A 16,688-nucleotide genomic window follows, 5' to 3' on the forward strand; every position below is an offset into this window, starting at 1 on the left:
CGTACCGGAAACAGGAGACAAGATGAGCACCACAACTGTTGATCACGCTCACGATCATTCGCACGACCACGCGCACGACCATCCTCATGGTTTCCGCCGCTGGTTGTTTGCCACCAATCATAAAGATATCGGTAGTCTGTATTTATGGTTTGCCTTCACGATGCTGTTATCAGGCGGTGTTCTTGCCCTGATTATCCGCGCTGAGTTATTTCAGCCCGGGCTGCAATTGGTGCAACCTGAATTCTTTAACCAACTGACGACCATGCATGGTCTGATCATGGTGTTCGGCGCGATCATGCCGGCATTCGTTGGTTTCGCCAACTGGATGATTCCGCTGCAAATCGGTGCATCCGACATGGCATTTGCGCGGATGAATAACTTCTCATTCTGGCTGATGCCGCCCGCTGCGATTCTGCTGGTGTCGTCATTCTGGGTACCGGGTGGTGCAACCGCCGCAGGCTGGACGCTGTACGCACCGCTGTCGACACAAATGGGACCTGGTATGGACATGGCGATTTTCGCAGTCCACATTATGGGTGCATCATCCATCATGGGCTCGATCAACATCATCACTACGATTCTGAACATGCGCGCTCCAGGCATGACGCTGATGAAAATGCCGATGTTCTGCTGGACCTGGTTAATTACTGCTTACCTGCTGATCGCGGTGATGCCGGTATTGGCTGGTGCGATCACCATGACCCTGACTGACCGTCATTTCGGCACGTCCTTCTTCAACGCTGCCGGTGGCGGTGACCCTGTGATGTATCAACACATTTTCTGGTTCTTCGGACATCCAGAGGTGTACATCATGATTTTGCCTGCTTTCGGTATTATTTCGCAGATCGTGCCTGCATTTGCGCGCAAGCCTTTGTTCGGCTATGCATCGATGGTGTATGCAACTGCATCTATTGCGATCCTGTCGTTTATCGTCTGGGCGCACCACATGTTTACAACCGGTATGCCAGTGACGGCGCAGTTGTTCTTCATGTATGCCACCATGCTGATTTCGGTTCCTACCGGTGTGAAAGTATTTAACTGGGTGGCGACGATGTGGAAGGGCTCGATGACTTTCGAAACACCGATGTTGTTTGCGGTTGGTTTCATTTTCGTCTTTACCATCGGTGGCTTTACCGGGCTGATACTGGCCGTGACGCCGATTGATATTCAGTTACAGGATACCTACTACGTGGTCGCGCATTTCCATTATGTGCTGGTTGCCGGTTCCCTGTTTGCTTTGTTCGCGGGTTACTACTACTGGAGCCCGAAATGGACAGGCTTCATGTACAACGAAACCCGCGGTCAGATTCATTTCTGGTTGTCGCTGATCACTTTTAACATCACCTTCTTTCCTATGCATTTCCTGGGGCTGGCCGGGATGCCACGTCGTTATGCAGATTATCCGGCGCAATTTACTGACTGGAATACGGTTGCGTCAGTCGGCGCGTTTGGTTTCGGTCTGATGCAGGTGTATTTCATTCTGGCGGTCGTGATTCCTTCGATCAGAGGTGGCAAAGCTGCGCCGGCAAAACCATGGGAAGGAGCAGAAGGGCTGGAATGGACAGTGCCAAGTCCGGCACCGTTCCATACCTTTGAAGAACCTCCTGTCGTTAAATAATGATTAAAGGCAGAGGTGCCGGATAATTTTCCGGCACCTCTGAATAAAAATGAACAACGACAACAAACCTAACAACTTACGCACTGCATTGATCCTGCTTTCTGTCGCGTTGATCTTCTTTATCGGCGTGTTTGTCAAACAGGGTTTATTGCGGTGAAGCGGAATACCTGATGTCCGGATCAGACGAAAACACGAAAACCGAAGCGCGTCAGCTGAATGCCAGAATGTTTGGCAAGCTGCTGCTGATCGCGGTCATGATGTTTGGTTTTGGCTATGCGCTGGTACCGATTTACAAACAGATTTGTGAATTGACCGGCGTGAATATCCTGACACCGAAGGATATTTCGTTAAAGGAAGTCAGCAATTCTCAAATCGACAAAACGCGTGAAATCACCGTGGAGTTTGATGCGAACACACAAGGGCCCTGGCGTTTCCGCCCTACGGTTGCCAGCATCAAGGTGCATCCGGGTGAAATGACGCAAGTTGTTTATGAGGTGGTGAACAAGCAGCCTTACAAGATGGATGCGCAGGCAATACCGAGCTATGCACCGCAGCAGGCAAGTAATTACTTCAAAAAGATGGAGTGTTTTTGTTTTCAGCAGCAGACGCTGAATGCGAACGAGGCACGGCAAATGCCAGTGGTGTTTTACATTGACCCCGCGTTGCCGAAAGACGTGAAAACCATCACCTTGTCATATACGTTTTTTGAAGTCGGTGGCAAGAGCAAGGTAGCAAGTTCAGGAGCACAAGGAAAAACATGAATGATCTGAAGCAGGCGACGCAACGCAAGGTATCGTTTCTGGCGACGATGAAAGCGGTGTTCTGGTCATTTCTGGGTATCCGTAAGAAAAACGATTACGAGCAGGACGCCGCGCATCTGAATCCGGTGCATGTGATTATCGCGGGCATCATCGGTGCCCTGATTTTCATTTTCGTACTGGTGCTGGTCGTTAAGTCTGTCGTCGCAAAATAATAATTCGAGTAGTACATTCAAATGTATCGGGAGATGGAAATGAGTACTTCAAACGCGAAAGCCCCTTATTACTTCGTGCCTGGACCGTCAAAGTGGCCGGTGCTGGCGGGAGCCTCCTTGTTGCTGACCATGATAGGCGCATCTGCCTGGGTGAATGCGGTGAGCTGGGGCTCTTACGTCAACTTTGCGGGTGTTTTTCTGACGCTGGTGGTGTTGTATAACTGGTTTGGTGACGCGATTGCCGAATCCGAAAGCGGCAAATACAGCGCCCGCATTGATGTTTCTTATCGCTGGAGCATGAGCTGGTTCATTTTTTCAGAAGTCATGTTCTTTGCCGCTTTTTTCGGCGCATTGTTTTATGCCCGCAGTATTTCCATGCCATGGCTGGCAGATCTGGATCACAAAGTATTGTGGCCGGATTTTTCAGCGCAGTGGGGTAATGCTGGCCCTGCTGGTACGGTTGAAGCATTTAAAACGATGGGGCCATTTCCTATCCCGACGATTAATACCGCATTGCTGCTGACTTCCGGTGTGACACTGACGATATCGCATCATGCTCTGCGTGCCGGGCACCGTGGCACCACGGCGTTCTGGCTGGCAGCAACCGTCTTGCTGGGCGCGGTGTTTATGGGCTTCCAGGTATACGAGTACATGCACGCTTACAGCGAACTGAACCTGAAACTGACCTCCGGTATTTATGGTTCAACTTTCTTCATGCTGACCGGTTTCCACGGCTTCCATGTGACGATGGGTGCGATCATGTTGTCGGTAGTTTTGTACCGTGTTCTGAAGGGGCATTTCACACCAGAACAGCATTTTGCGTTTGAAGGTGCAGCGTGGTACTGGCACTTTGTTGACGTGGTCTGGCTGGGATTGTACGTCGTTGTCTACTGGCTCTGATGCGCGCAGCAGACTGAGCTGATTCGTTTTCAAATAAAAAAGCCGCACACTTGTTGCGGCTTTTTTATCGGTAAAGCTGTCGCTGAATTATCTGATACCGGTTGGTTGAATCAGCCCGAAATGATTGGCCAGTAATATCAGGATAAACAAGCTGATGGAAAAGCCGACACGGAACGCGAGTGCCTTAACAGTGCGGTTGCTGCGCCCTTTGTCTTTCATCAGATAAACTAATGCCGATCCCATGCTGAAGATGATGAGGAAAAAAGCAATGGCGACGAGAATTTTCATACTGATTCTTTGACTAAATGTGATGCCGGATTGATCAATTTCTTATTGTAATGCTTTTCATGCCTGTTTCTTTTCAATTCAGACTATTACCTTTTATTGCTACCGTGGCTGTGGTCATTCTCGGGCTGAATCTGGGCATGTGGCAAAGCCGGCGTGCTGCCGAAAAAGAAGCGATTGCCGCAACGACGGCGGAACGCATGCACAGCGCTGCCACGCAATGGCGCAGCGATACTCCGGAAGAGCAATTGCAACCCTTCAGCAAGGTGATGTTGCGCGGTCAGTTTCTCGATACCTGGCCCATGTATCTGGATAATCGCCCTATGCAAGGCAGGGCAGGCATGTATGTATTGATGCCATTTAAGCTTGAGGGCAGCCGGCGGCATGTGTTGATTGCGCGTGGCTGGCAGGCCAGAAACCCGCAGGACAGAACAGCGTTGCCGCACTTGCTCACGCCGTCAGGTACGATAGAAATTCAGGGTATTGTCAAAGAGCATCTGGATCGTGTCATGCAACTGGGGCAGCCTGAGCCGTATAAGCCCGGTGCGATTTTGCAGAATCTGGAGATTGCCAGCCTTGCGACGGAAACCGGATTAGCATTTTATCCTTTGATCGTCGAGCAGACGTCGCCAGCGGAAGACCATCTGCAACGCGATTGGCCTGCACCTTCGCTGGGGATTGATAAACACAAAGGATATGCATTTCAGTGGTATGCCTTGTCGTTAATGGCAGGGATTTTTTTTGTAGTGACAGGAATACGTCGTGGAAAAAACGCAGAATCAAAAAATTAAAGGACGCTGGAAATTATTTATCGTGCTGGCCGTTTGTGCCGCACCGATGATAGCGTCTTATCTCGCTTACTATGTGATCAAGCCGGAAGGCAGAACCAATTACGGCACGATACTGGACCCGCGTCTGTATCCTATGCCGGAGCTGCACGCACGCTTACTCGGTACGACGGATGCTGATAAGGTGGATAAACAGAAGGGCTTGATGGCGTATCGCGGCAAATGGATCATGCTGACGATCAGCAGCGGTTCGTGCGATACCGGATGTCAGAAAAAACTGTATGACTTGCGCCAACTGAGACTCGCGCAGGGCAAGGAAATGGATCGAATTGAACGGGTCTGGGCAGTCATTGACGAGCAACCTGTCGATACTTTGTTACTGCGCGAATACGATGGCATGCATGTGCTGAAAGGTGATGCGGATGCGCTCAGAAAATGGTTGCCGACCGAAGATGGCAATCAGATCAGCGATCACATTTATATGATCGATCCACTTGGAAATCTGATGATGCGTTTCCCGAAAAATGCCGATCCGAACAAAATCAAAAAAGATATCAGCAAGCTGTTACGTGCGTCGGCGATAGGTTGATTCATGTTTTTACAACTCGCTCTGATAGGTTTATGTGTCGCCGTTTTGCCTTTGTCGGTCGTATTCTGGTCGCGTGACACCAACAAACACCGCAAGCTGATTGCGGTGACTGTGGCGCTGACGTTTGAACTGATCATGTTCGGTGCCTTTACCCGGCTGACGGATTCCGGCCTCGGTTGCCCTGACTGGCCGGGCTGCTATGGTCAGGCAAATCCTTTGCAATCGCATGCCGATATCCGCGCAGCAGAGGCGGCGATGCCGCATGGCCCGGTGAGCTTGCAAAAAGCCTGGATAGAAATGATTCACCGTTATCTGGCGATGAGTGTCGGCGTACTGATCATTGCTCAGGTTGTTCTTGCGTGGCGGCGACGTCATACGACCGGCATTTCGCCGTGGCTGGCCAGCTTTTTGTTGGTGTTTGTTTGTCTGCAGGGGGCATTCGGCGCGTGGACGGTGACCTTAAAACTGCAGCCGGTGATCGTGACCACGCATCTGTTACTGGGGATGGGCTTGCTGGCGCTGTTATCGGCGTCCCTGCAGCAGTACAGTCAGACGCATGTCATTCGGACGGCGCAGGTAGCTGCGCTGCGCTGGCCTGCGATGCTTGCCTTAGTCTTACTCTTTATGCAGATTGCTTTGGGTGGCTGGGTTAGTACCAACTACGCAGCCTTGGCTTGCCACGATTATCCCTTGTGTAACGGTGCGGTGATACCGACGATGGATTTTGAGCACGGATTCAGTTTGTGGCGTCAACTGGGGCAGACCGTGAGTGGCGATTATCTGCCATTTACGGCTTTGGTCGCTATTCATTGGGTGCACCGTAATTTTGCTCTGCTGGTCTCGGTTGTGGTCGCGATAGTTGCGTGGCGCGCCATGCACTTACCCGGAGTCGAACGTCTGGGGCGCCAACTCATGCTGGCGATTGCAGCACAATTTTTGATCGGCGTTTCGACTGTCTTTTTTTCCTGGCCCTTGTTGCTGGCGGTATTGCATAACGGTGGGGCGGCCACCTTAGTGCTGTTGCTGACCATGTTAAACTACAGGGTCAGGCAGACGAAACTGATTGCCACACACTGATTGATATGACGACAATAAGCCTGACCTCCAACCGTTTTGCTCAATACTGGGCTCTGACCAAACCGCGCGTAACTCAGCTGGCGGTGTTTTGTGCCGTCATCGGCATGTTTCTGGCCACACCTGATTTACCCGACTGGCGTGTTGTGGTTGCCGCGACCATAGGGATCTGGCTGTTGGCGGGTGCCGCTTTTGCGGTGAATTGCCTGGTCGAGCGCGAGATCGATTCGCGCATGGCGCGTACCGCGCGCCGCGCCACAGCCGCTGGTGAAATCAGTGCATCTCAGACCTTATTGTTTTCAGGTGTGATCGGTGGTGCCGGGATGTGGGTGTTGTACACGCTGGTGAATCCGCTAACGATGTGGCTTACATTTACGACTTTTGTCGGTTATGCCGTGGTGTACACCATCATTCTGAAGCCAGCGACGCCGCAAAATATTGTGATTGGCGGCTTGTCTGGCGCGATGCCGCCGGCGCTCGGCTGGGCCGCGGTGGCAAACGATGTTCCTATGCAAGCGTGGTTGCTGGTGATGATCATTTTTGTCTGGACGCCGCCGCATTTCTGGGCGCTGGCGATGTACCGGCGTGATGACTACGCGCGCTCAGGCCTGCCTATGCTGCCGATTACGCATGGCCCTGAATTCACCCGTTTTCACATCTGGTTGTACACCATCGCTTTATTCGCGACGACGATGTTGCCTTATGCCGTGCAGATGAGCGGCCTGATTTATCTGGTCAGTGCCGTCATCCTCGGGGCGATTTTTCTCTGGTACGCATGGCGGATTTATCGCAATTACAACGATATTCTCGCCCGCAAAACATTCGCTTATTCGATCATTTACCTGTCACTGCTGTTTGCGGCGCTGCTGGTTGATCACTACATACGACTATGAACTTACTCAAAAAATTATTCGCCTGCGCTCTGATCGCAGGGCTGGCGGCTTGCGGCAAACCCGGAGAAAAATTCAATAACACGGACCTCACCGGGCTCGATTATGCGCAGGATTTTTCCCTCACTGATCACAATGGCAAGGCCAGGACACTGAAAGATTTTCGCGGCAAGCTGGTGGTGATGTTCTTTGGTTATACCCAGTGTCCTGATGTTTGCCCGACCACGATGGTGGAGATGGCGAATGTGATGCAGAAAATGGGACCACAGGCAGAGAAGGTGCAAGTCTTGTTCGTCACGATAGACCCTGAACGCGATACGCAGGCATTGATGGCGGCGTATGTGCCGAACTTTGATCCGCGCTTCCTCGGCTTGTATGGCGATGCCGCAGCGACGGCAAAAGTGGCGAAAGACTTCAAAGTGTATTACCAGAAAGTGGACGGCAAAACACCGACCAGTTACACCATGGATCATACGGCGGGCAGCTATGTTTTTGACACGGAAGGCCGCCTGCGTTTATTCCTGCGGCACGGCCAGGGTGCTGAACCTATCGTTCACGATTTAAAACTGTTGCTGAAGTAATTTTGCTGAACTGGCTGACGCGGGCATATAAAACGGCCTGCTGAGCCTTAAATATACTGGGGGGAGTATATTTAAACGCCCACTGTTTTCAAGGACATTAGGTGAAAAATGGCAGATACTCCCCCTATTTATTGATTTTCAGAGGATAAACAATAAAAAAAAGGCACTCCGCAGAGTGCCTTTTTTCATGCGCGGTCTGATCAGGAAAAGCTGACCAGCGCACCTTTCATTTTTTTCAGCGCTGCACTTTCAATCTGACGGATACGTTCGGCGGAAACACCGTATTCATCTGCCAGTTCGTGCAGTGTCGCGCCAGAACCGTCGTCATTTTTCAACCAGCGCGATTCGATAATATGACGTGAACGCGCATCCAGTTTTGACAACGCTGATTCCAGTCCTTCGCTTTGCAAACGATCATACTGGCGTGATTCCAATACCTGCGTCGGCTCTTCTGATTCTGTTTTCAGATAAGCGATCGGTGCGAATTTATCGTCATCATCATCGGTAGGTGCATCCAGCGCGATATCGCGGCCAGACAGACGCATTTCCATTTCGATCACTTCTTCGCGTTTCACATCGAGAGTCTTCGCCAGTGCATCAATTTGCTTCGGCGACATGGTTTCCAGACCTTCTTTGTGGCTGCGCAGATTGAAAAACAGTTTGCGTTGCGCTTTGGTTGTCGCCACTTTAACTAAACGCCAGTTTTTCAGAATGTACTCGTGCATTTCGGCTTTAATCCAGTGCATCGCATACGACACCAGACGCACACCCTGATCAGGGTCAAAGCGTTTGACTGCTTTCATCAGGCCGATATTGCCTTCCTGAATCAGATCGGCGTGTGGCAAGCCATAGCCGAGGTAGCCACGGGCAATGGATACAACCAGACGCAGATGCGACATCACCATCTGTTGCGCAGCAGACAGGTCATTATTGTCACGCAGGCGGGTCGCCAGATCGATTTCTTCTTCATGCGTCAGCATAGGCAGGCGATTGACCGCAGAAATATAAGCGTCAATATTGCCCAGCGTACCTGTAAAGCCGAGTGCCAGCGCTGTGCTGTCTGTTACAGGAATAAGTTGTCTTGAAGTCATTGTGTTGTTCCTCTCAATTACTGCAGTCCGAGCAAAAAAATAACTCTGAACAAACGTACTATTTCCTAATATTAGCACTCTCTTGAGAAGAGTGCTAATTCTCGTGAAAATGATGATTTCATTAAGATGAGGTCAGAGGGAAAAGCGGGTATTCCAGATACTTGCCGAGTATGGCTGCCAGTGGTTCGCCATCGGTAACTCTGCAGAAATTTCTGGAATCAGCTTTCTTACTCCGCTTTAACTAAGAGGTTAGAGCAGCGATTTTTGGGAAAGTTGCAAATCATTATGTATCAGTTTGTTCGCGCCAGTTGACGGCGGACGGACAGATAAGCGCCTGCCAGACCCAGTAACATGCTGACACCCAGCAACATCAGGCTGGGTAATATGCCCAGCGGTACCAGCCGGAATTCCGATGCATACAATTTGGCAAATTCTGCAATGGCCTGATTCAGTGGTTGCAGCGAGGCAGCGATGCCAGCCAGCGCCAGACTTCCCGCCAGCAGGCCTAGCAGTGCGCCAGTGTAATAGTAGGGGCGATGAATGAAGCTGTTGGTCGCACCTAATAAACGGGTCACGGAAATTTCAGCCTGATGCGAAATGACTTGCAGACGGGTCGCGTTAAACACGACCACAATCACGACGACGCCCAGTGTCGTTGCCAGAAACAGCAAACCTATCTGCAATATCTGCACGAGTGCAGCCAGTCGTTTAACCCAGGCCGAGTCAACCTGAACCACCTCAACATCGGGCAAGGCCTGCAGTTGTTCGACCAGTTTATCGAGTTTTGCTGCGTCATTATTCGACAGCGAAAGCACGTAAGCATCCGGCAGGGGATTGCCGCCCAGTGTCGATAACACTTCTGCCAGACTCGATGCATCCTGCATCGCTGCCAGCGCTTTTTCTTTTGGTGTAAAGCTCAGTTTGCCGCTGATGTTACTGTCTTTCAGCAGGCGCTTGATTGGTACCGACAATGCCGTTGCATTTTCACGCGCCGTGTCAGTCGTCAGAAAAATACTGATTTCCGGTTCTATCGATAACTGTGAAGAGATAGGACGGATATTTTCAATCAGCGTCAGACCCGCAATCGGCAGCGCCAGCGCGATCGCGACTACCAGCACATTGAAAATGAAATTTCCGGTACCGGCACGCAAGTGGGTGAATGCGCTTTTCAGTGCAAACAGATGTTCACGAAACCAGATGGTCATAGGGATTTCCTTGAAGGCGTAAGATCAGGAGGCAATCAGGCGGCAGCGCCTGTTGTCCATGAATCCGAGATTTGTCCATTGCTCAGATAGATCACGCGGTCGGCCTGATCCAGGAATTGTTCGTCGTGACTCGATATCAGACAAGTGACGCCAGCACTCTGGAATGCTTTCAACGCGCTCAGCACTTTATTCGCATTATCTCTGTCCAGAAACGCGGTCGGTTCGTCGGCCAGAATAATCTTGGGACGATTCACGATTGCACGCGCAATCGCAACACGCTGTTGTTCTCCGCCGGAGAGTTCCAGCGGCAGGGCGTTGGCTTTATCCAGTAAGCCGACTTTTTCGAGTGCGACACAGGCGCGCGATTCCGCTTCACCCGAGGCCGCGCCAGTCACAATCAGAGGCAACATGACGTTGGCGAGAACGCTGCGGTCGGTCAGTAATTTCTGATCCTGTAAAATCAGACCGAGCTTACGACGTAAATACGGCAGGCTGCCGGTTTTCAGCTTGCTGATGTCCTGGCCATTGACGATGACATGGCCGCTGGTCGGCTTTTCTATACCTGCGATCATCTTTAATAAAGTCGATTTCCCGGCACCGGATGGCCCCGCCAGAAAAATGAGTTCTCCATCCTGGATGGTCAGAGAGATATCGCGTAAAGCGTAGGCATCACGCGAATATTGTTTAGTGACGTTATCGAATTCGATCATGGTCGTTGCACTGACTGTCTGTAATTTTAATTAAACAAGGCGTCGACGAATTCCTGCGCGTTGAATGGTTGCAGATCTTCGATTTGCTCGCCGATACCTATGAAATAGACGGGTATCGGGCGCGTCTTTGCAATCGCAGCCAGAACACCACCTTTTGCAGTGCCATCTAATTTGGTGATGATCAAACCGGTCAGCTGCAATGCATCGTCAAACGCTCTGACTTGCGCCAGCGCGTTTTGTCCGGTGTTGCCGTCAATGATCAACAGCACTTCCTGCGGAGCGCCTTCCATGCCTTTACCGATCACGCGTTTGATCTTTTTCAGTTCTTCCATCAGATGCAACTGCGTTGGCAAACGCCCTGCGGTATCCACCATCACGACATCGGTGCCGCGTGCACGTGCGGATGCAACGGCATCAAACGCCACCGCTGCCGGATCACCGGATTCCTGCGAAATCACGGTCACATCATTGCGCTCGCCCCAGATAGATAATTGCTCGCGCGCCGCAGCACGGAACGTATCGCCAGCCGCCAGCAACACGGACTGATGGTGCACTTGCATGTGCTTCGCGAGTTTGCCTATGGTGGTGGTTTTTCCGGCGCCATTGACGCCAGCAATCATCATGACCAGAGGCTGGTGACGACCCAGTTCCAGCGGCTTTTGCAGTGGCGTAAGCAATTCCAGCAACAAAGCTTTAAGCGCTGCTTTAACTTGCTCTGCTTCGGTTAATTTTTCTTCTTTGACTTTCTTTTTCAGCGTATCGAGCAAAAACAAGGTTGCTTCAACGCCGGCGTCGGATGTCAATAAAGCCGCTTCGAGTTCGTCATAGAGGTCATCATCGATACGTGCGCCGATAAACAGCGTGGTCAGATTCGATGATGTTTTGGCCAGACCAGCTTTCAGGCGGCTCAGCCATGAACGCTTTTGCTCCGGTTGCGGCGCAGGCGCTGATACCGTTTCGACAGATGCTGTTACAGGCGTTGTCGTGGTGACCGGTTGTATTACTGGTTCGGCAATTGTCTGCGGCACCTCGGCAGGTGTAGTCGGTATTACCGCAGAAGCAGGCGTAGCAACGACTTCTGGCGTTACTACCGGTTCTTCTTTGGGTTTTCTTTTGAAAAAACTAAACATCGGATAATTTTGTCGGAGAGGGGAAGCTGCAAACTGCTGACCCAAGTATTAGAATGCAGCCATTCTAACAGACCGCGCCGGGTAATTTGACTTACCAGTGTCATTCAACTAATGAAAACCAAGACTAAAAAACCCGTATCTCCTCAAAGAGTCGCCCATCAGGTGCGTATCATCGGCGGCCAGTGGAAACGCAGCTTGTTAAGCGTGATTGAGGCTGACGGCCTGAGGCCAACGCCAGACCGTGTCCGTGAAACGACATTTAACTGGTTGAACCATCTTTTTGACGCGAATTGGGCGCAAGTCAGTTGTCTGGATTTATTTGCCGGCAGCGGCGCGCTGGGATTTGAGGCTGCCAGCCGTGGTGCGCGTCTGGTCACGATGGTGGAGTCACATACGCCAGCGTTCAGGCAGCTCGAACAGGTTAAAGCTAAACTCGAAGCGCAGCAGTGCCAGTTGCTCAGAGGTGACGCCGGTAAAGTGATCACGAATGCGGCTGCCGAAGGGAAAAAATTTGACCTCATCTTGCTGGACCCACCTTTCGGGCAAGGCTGGCTGGCAAAAATTTTGCCCGTTTGCCACGATGCGCTGAGTGAGGATGGGTATGTGTATGTCGAGGCAGAATTTCCGCTCGACGAGCAAAGCAGTGACCCGGATATGCTGGAATTGCTGAGCGGATGGCAGGTGATACGGGCGGATAAAGCCGGAAGTGTGTATTTCCATATTCTGCAACGCAACATTTTGCAGCATAATGCGCACGAAAATCAGGCATAATGCCAGATCAATTTAGTGCATATCATTATGCAAACAGCGCAAATAGCGAAAAAATAGGGAGTCAAGATGGTCACAGCCGTTTATCCGGGAACATTTGATCCGCTGACCCGCGGTCACGAAGATCTGGTGCGTCGCGCCTCAGGTCTTTTTGATACTTTGGTGGTGGGTGTTGCCGACAGTAAAAACAAACGGCCATTTTTCTCTCTGGAAGAACGCCTGAGCATCGCGAATGAAGTGTTGGGACATTATCCGAATGTGCGGGTGGAGAGTTTTTCTGGCTTGCTCAAAGATTTCGTCAGGAAAAATGATGCCCGCGTGATTGTGCGTGGTCTGCGGGCGGTATCGGATTTTGAATATGAGTTTCAGATGGCAGGAATGAACCGTTATTTGTTGCCAGATGTGGAAACGCTGTTCCTGACGCCGTCCGACCAGTATCAGTTTATTTCAGGCACGATCGTGCGTGAAATCGCCATGTTTGGCGGTGATGTATCCAAGTTCGTTTTCCCTTCGGTTGATCGCTGGCTCAAGCAGAAGGTTGACGCGCTGAACGAAAGTAAATAAAGCGTGACTGCCATACCGCAGATGCGCAGATGAAATGAAAGTGAAGTAAGTATGGCCCTGATGATTACCGACGATTGCATTAACTGCGACGTGTGTGAACCCGAATGCCCGAATGACGCGATTTTTATGGGCCCGGAAATTTATGAAATCGACCCGCATAAATGCACGGAATGTGTTGGTCACTACAAAGAACCGCAATGTAAGCAGGTTTGCCCGGTGAACTGTATTCCATTTAATCCTGAATGGCGTGAGACGCCAGCGCAGTTGCAGGCGAAATACGAACATTTACAAGCGGCACAAGTTAAATAATTTCGTTACCGCCACCGGTTATTCGCAACGTACCTGATTTCTGCCGGAACGTTTAGCGTCATACAAAGCGCGGTCGGCGCGTGAGATCATTTCTCTTGCCACCGCAGTTGCTTCGCCGAGATTGTGTTTCTCCGATACGGTCGTCAATCCGATAGAAATCGTGGTGGAACAATGTCCCTTATCTGACAGCGTAAACGGTTTTCCAGCGATGCTGCGACGTATGCGTTCAGCGACCAGCATGGCATCCTGCAGATTGGCATTAATCAGTAAAACGACAAATTCCTCGCCACCAAAGCGCCCCAGCGTGTCGCTGAGTCTTAACTCTGCCTTGATCCGCTTTGCCACTTCACACAAAACATCATCACCGCCCTGATGGCCGTGCTCATCATTAATTTTCTTGAAAAAATCGATGTCCAGATACATACAGGCGATGCCGTAAGACTGGCGGCGGGCGCGGGCAATTTCTTCCAGCGTGCGTTGTTCGACATAGCGGCGGTTACTGACATTCGTCAGCGGATCTGTCAGTCCGATATAGACGAGTCGTTCATTATTCAGAACATTTTCTAAACAGATTGCAATGATGGAACCGAGGCGTTCTATGAAATCAGTTGCCATCGTTGTCAGGAAGCGCTCAGCGCAGAAGCTGCCGAGATTCAGATAACCGATCAGGCGGTTTTGTCGCACCAGGGGAATGACCGCAACACTGGCGGGCTTTTTAGCACAACTGCGATATAAGTTACCGTACAAATGACTCTGATATTTGCCTAGCAACGGTTTGTAAGACAGCAGTGCTTTGGTCTGTAATTCGTGTTCGTGGCGGACAAATAGCAGACCGGGAAACTCTTGCAAATCAATGCGCAGGTCGTTCAGCATTTGTTGTAAATCCTGCCGCGGATCAACCAGCGCAAGGGTCACGATATCAAGATCAGAAGTGTTTGCCAGTTCGCTGAAAATATAGCTGATCAGTTCTTTGAAATGACTCGCACCGATAATTTTTAATTCAAAACTCTGATGACGCGCGAGGATGCTTTGATTTCTGTGAGCTAATTCCAGGATATCGTCGAGCTGTGTGCGGAGGGCGTGATTTTCCACCCGGAGATTCTCCAGGCTTTGTGCCTGACGTCTGGCGTTCACATTGGCTCTGTCCATACTTCCTTATTTTTTCGAGAGGAGGCGGTATTCAAAACGCGATCGGCATTTCAACTTCATCGCCGACGTGTAGCACTAAACCCGCACCTTGTTCGAGGATGACGTTCATGCCAAACGTAATTTCGCCATCGACAATCGGGTTGGCGCGATAGCTTTGTAAAATATCGACGGGGCTTGCGCCGACTTCACCTGTTACCTGATCGACCGCCGGAATCGGGCAGCGCGGGCAGGGTTTAACAGGACGCAGCTGTATGCCATTCTTCAAAAGGTAACTGGCCGCGTAGTCTTCCTCGAATGCCTCAACGCCATCAATGACGATGTTCGGGCGGAAGCGGTTCATAGGAACGGCCTGACGTCCTTGCAGCGCGGCTCTGCGATTCAGGTCATCGAGTGAGGCGTGTGCAATCAGCAGCATGGGATAGCCATCAGCGAATCGGGTCGGTGCCAGCGTGTCGCCGGTCCATTTGGTATTGGCAAAACGCTGCGTCTGTGGCGAGAAACGCACCAGCCGGCATCGCGTACCTAAGGCTTTGCTAAACCAGATCGCCGCTTCTTCACCTGCGTCATCGGCGCTGATTTCAGTATCCCATATCTGAACCTTGATTTTTTGCGCATCGGCATTCGCTTTCAGCGAAATACTCAGGGTTGCCATCGCATCGGTATCGACACGTAAGTTGTCACCCGCAATAGTTACCCGCAGACAGGCCATGCGGGGATATTCACGTTGTGTCAGAAAAAGACCGCTTCCGTCGACCAGCATCCATTCACGGTCACAGACACCGCCGTAGCTCAATCCACTCGCGGTCATCACTGCATCTGTCAGCGCAATGCCAGCACAGGATTTGATCGGATACATCGTGAGTTCGGAAATGGAGGGCATGCGGTAAATCTGAGAGTAAAGGCGGTCAGGGCAACTATTTTAATGCCTTATGGCAAAACGGGTGAGCTTAAATTGTCAATCACATCACTTTTAACGTCCATCAGCGGTGCCGCGGAATTGCAAACGGTAGGCGGAAGGCGAAATTTTCAGCACTTGTGCAAAATACCGTCGCATCAGTAATGCTGAGCCGAACCCGGCAGCGGATGCAATCTCTTCGATAGATTGCCGGCTCGATTCCAATTGCCGTTGCGCAAAGTTCAGTCTCTGATGCAGCAGCCACTTACCAACCGTGGTTCCTGTCAGTTGCTGAAAATGACGGGTAAATGTTCTGCGACTCATCAGCGCTTTATTGGCCAGCATATCCAGCGTTTGCGTCTGATCTAAATGACTGTGCATCCAATGCAATACTTTCCCTAACCGATCGTCGCTGGCAAGTATGGGTATAGGTTGTTCTATGTATTGCGCTTGCCCGCCTTGGCGATGGGGAGCCACCACCAGCCTGCGTGCAACCTGATTCGCTAACTCGGCACCAAAGTAGCTGCGCAGCAGATGAAGGCAGCAATCAATACCCGCCGCAGTTCCTGCCGAGGTCGTGATTTTGTCCTGATCAACGTACAGGACATCCGGCTTAATATGGACTTGCGGATAGCGACGCGCAAACTCCTGCGCCAGCGCCCAATGGGTCGTTGCCTCGCGTTGATTCAGCAAACCCGCATCGGCTAAGACGAAAGCGCCGAGGCAAAGGCCAACGATATGAGCCCCGTTTTTGTTTGCCACGCGCAGCAATTTGATTAACTCGTCCGGCGTCGCTCTTAAATCTTCGTGCCACGAGGGAATGATAATGATGTCGGCTCGCCTGAGCGTTGACAGGCCATATTTGGTTTCCAGCGTATAGCCTGCGCTGGTTCTGATTTTGTGATTTCCTGCTGCACTCTTCTGCGAGCAGACACGTAAGCGTATGTCAGGGGTGTCAGCGTATTTATGTAAGTCACCGAACACCAGGCTGGGTACTGATAAATGAAACGGGCTGATGCCATCAAACGCCAGCACGCCAATTGTGAGCGGTGATGCAGCGGATTTGATGAATGTGGCAGATGTTATCGGCATGGCCTGATTGTATCTAAATATGTCAATCGGGTCACTCTGAAAAACAGCAAATTTCACGCAAAATATTCACTCACACA

Annotated in this window: 21 protein-coding genes; 13 read left to right on the top strand and 8 right to left on the bottom strand. The window is 51.1% G+C overall.

Annotated elements, in window-relative coordinates:
- Positions 1–22 precede the first annotated feature (22 nt).
- Genes ctaD through KDM87_RS16370 form a run of 5 tightly spaced genes read left to right on the top strand, consistent with a single transcriptional unit; the run spans position 23 to position 3,491 of the window.
- A complete protein-coding gene (gene ctaD, locus KDM87_RS16350; protein ID WP_186884459.1) occupies positions 23–1,618 on the top strand; it encodes a cytochrome c oxidase subunit I in 1,596 nt (531 codons plus the stop codon).
- Between the two features lie 49 nt (positions 1,619–1,667).
- Positions 1,668–1,775, top strand: coding sequence for a cytochrome oxidase small assembly protein (locus tag KDM87_RS16355; RefSeq protein ID WP_212680188.1), 108 nt, complete (start codon positions 1,668–1,670; stop codon positions 1,773–1,775).
- Between the two features lie 13 nt (positions 1,776–1,788).
- A complete protein-coding gene (locus KDM87_RS16360) occupies positions 1,789–2,379 on the top strand; it encodes a cytochrome c oxidase assembly protein (RefSeq protein WP_212680189.1) in 591 nt (196 codons plus the stop codon).
- Positions 2,376–2,591, top strand: coding sequence for a DUF2970 domain-containing protein (locus KDM87_RS16365; protein ID WP_212680190.1), 216 nt, complete (start codon positions 2,376–2,378; stop codon positions 2,589–2,591). The genes KDM87_RS16360 and KDM87_RS16365 overlap by 4 nt, the downstream gene beginning before the upstream one ends.
- 39 nt (positions 2,592–2,630) lie before the next feature.
- Positions 2,631–3,491 carry a cytochrome c oxidase subunit 3 gene (locus KDM87_RS16370; protein ID WP_212680191.1) on the top strand — a complete coding sequence of 287 codons (861 nt, stop codon included), beginning with the start codon at positions 2,631–2,633 and terminating at the stop codon, positions 3,489–3,491.
- Positions 3,492–3,578: 87 nt separating this feature from the next.
- Here the strand turns inward: KDM87_RS16370 and KDM87_RS16375 are convergent, their stop codons facing one another.
- The gene (locus tag KDM87_RS16375) at positions 3,579–3,779 is read right to left on the bottom strand and encodes a twin transmembrane helix small protein (RefSeq protein WP_186884463.1); all 201 of its coding nucleotides are present in this window, start codon (positions 3,777–3,779) and stop codon (positions 3,579–3,581) included.
- 59 nt (positions 3,780–3,838) lie between these two features.
- On the opposite strand from KDM87_RS16375, the gene KDM87_RS16380 reads away from it, so the two are divergent.
- From KDM87_RS16380 to KDM87_RS16400, 5 genes are read left to right on the top strand one after another with little or no spacing between them, the layout of a single operon-like run.
- A complete protein-coding gene (locus tag KDM87_RS16380; protein WP_212680192.1) occupies positions 3,839–4,567 on the top strand; it encodes an SURF1 family protein in 729 nt (242 codons plus the stop codon).
- Between the two features lie 46 nt (positions 4,568–4,613).
- The gene (locus KDM87_RS16385; protein WP_230407838.1) at positions 4,614–5,153 is read left to right on the top strand and encodes an SCO family protein; all 540 of its coding nucleotides are present in this window, start codon (positions 4,614–4,616) and stop codon (positions 5,151–5,153) included.
- Between the two features lie 3 nt (positions 5,154–5,156).
- On the top strand, positions 5,157–6,230 hold the full coding sequence (locus KDM87_RS16390; RefSeq protein WP_212680194.1) for a COX15/CtaA family protein: 1,074 nt from the start codon (positions 5,157–5,159) through the stop codon (positions 6,228–6,230).
- Between the two features lie 5 nt (positions 6,231–6,235).
- Positions 6,236–7,120, top strand: a complete 885-nt coding sequence (gene cyoE, locus KDM87_RS16395; protein ID WP_186897727.1) for a heme o synthase — start codon at positions 6,236–6,238, stop codon at positions 7,118–7,120.
- Positions 7,117–7,698, top strand: coding sequence for an SCO family protein (locus KDM87_RS16400; RefSeq protein ID WP_212680195.1), 582 nt, complete (start codon positions 7,117–7,119; stop codon positions 7,696–7,698). Before cyoE ends, KDM87_RS16400 begins: the two co-directional genes overlap by 4 nt.
- A gap of 200 nt (positions 7,699–7,898) precedes the next feature.
- Here KDM87_RS16400 and rpoH read toward each other — a convergent pair whose 3' ends face one another.
- The 4 genes from rpoH to ftsY form a co-directional block, all read right to left on the bottom strand.
- Complete coding sequence (rpoH, locus tag KDM87_RS16405; protein WP_212680196.1) at positions 7,899–8,789, bottom strand: RNA polymerase sigma factor RpoH; 891 nt, start codon at positions 8,787–8,789, stop codon at positions 7,899–7,901.
- A 290-nt stretch (positions 8,790–9,079) separates the two neighbouring features.
- Positions 9,080–9,994 (bottom strand): cell division protein FtsX, encoded by a 915-nt coding sequence (locus KDM87_RS16410; RefSeq protein WP_212680197.1) that lies wholly within the window; start codon positions 9,992–9,994, stop codon positions 9,080–9,082.
- A 35-nt stretch (positions 9,995–10,029) separates the two neighbouring features.
- Positions 10,030–10,704 carry a cell division ATP-binding protein FtsE gene (locus KDM87_RS16415; protein WP_212680198.1) on the bottom strand — a complete coding sequence of 225 codons (675 nt, stop codon included), beginning with the start codon at positions 10,702–10,704 and terminating at the stop codon, positions 10,030–10,032.
- A 26-nt stretch (positions 10,705–10,730) separates the two neighbouring features.
- Complete coding sequence (gene ftsY, locus KDM87_RS16420; protein ID WP_212680199.1) at positions 10,731–11,834, bottom strand: signal recognition particle-docking protein FtsY; 1,104 nt, start codon at positions 11,832–11,834, stop codon at positions 10,731–10,733.
- Positions 11,835–11,945: 111 nt separating this feature from the next.
- On the opposite strand from ftsY, the gene rsmD reads away from it, so the two are divergent.
- The 3 genes from rsmD (at position 11,946) to KDM87_RS16435 (ending at position 13,475) form a co-directional block, all read left to right on the top strand.
- Entirely contained in the window at positions 11,946–12,605 is a 660-nt protein-coding gene (rsmD, locus tag KDM87_RS16425) for a 16S rRNA (guanine(966)-N(2))-methyltransferase RsmD (protein ID WP_212680200.1), read from the top strand.
- Between the two features lie 66 nt (positions 12,606–12,671).
- On the top strand, positions 12,672–13,166 hold the full coding sequence (gene coaD / locus KDM87_RS16430; protein ID WP_186884474.1) for a pantetheine-phosphate adenylyltransferase: 495 nt from the start codon (positions 12,672–12,674) through the stop codon (positions 13,164–13,166).
- 51 nt (positions 13,167–13,217) lie between these two features.
- Complete coding sequence (locus KDM87_RS16435; RefSeq protein WP_186884475.1) at positions 13,218–13,475, top strand: YfhL family 4Fe-4S dicluster ferredoxin; 258 nt, start codon at positions 13,218–13,220, stop codon at positions 13,473–13,475.
- 18 nt (positions 13,476–13,493) lie between these two features.
- On the opposite strand, the gene KDM87_RS16440 is transcribed toward KDM87_RS16435, so the two are convergent.
- The 3 genes from KDM87_RS16440 to KDM87_RS16450 all read right to left on the bottom strand — a co-directional run bounded on the left by KDM87_RS16440 (position 13,494) and on the right by KDM87_RS16450 (position 16,611).
- The gene (locus KDM87_RS16440) at positions 13,494–14,624 is read right to left on the bottom strand and encodes a GGDEF domain-containing protein (protein WP_212680201.1); all 1,131 of its coding nucleotides are present in this window, start codon (positions 14,622–14,624) and stop codon (positions 13,494–13,496) included.
- Positions 14,625–14,655: 31 nt separating this feature from the next.
- Complete coding sequence (locus KDM87_RS16445) at positions 14,656–15,504, bottom strand: MOSC domain-containing protein (protein ID WP_212680202.1); 849 nt, start codon at positions 15,502–15,504, stop codon at positions 14,656–14,658.
- A 90-nt stretch (positions 15,505–15,594) separates the two neighbouring features.
- Positions 15,595–16,611: a GlxA family transcriptional regulator gene (locus KDM87_RS16450; RefSeq protein WP_212680203.1), complete on the bottom strand. Its 1,017-nt coding sequence runs from the start codon at positions 16,609–16,611 to the stop codon at positions 15,595–15,597.
- Positions 16,612–16,688 lie beyond the last annotated feature (77 nt).

The organism is Cognatundibacterium rivi (assembly GCF_018139565.1).
GTDB lineage: Bacteria > Pseudomonadota > Gammaproteobacteria > Burkholderiales > Burkholderiaceae_D > Undibacterium > Undibacterium rivi.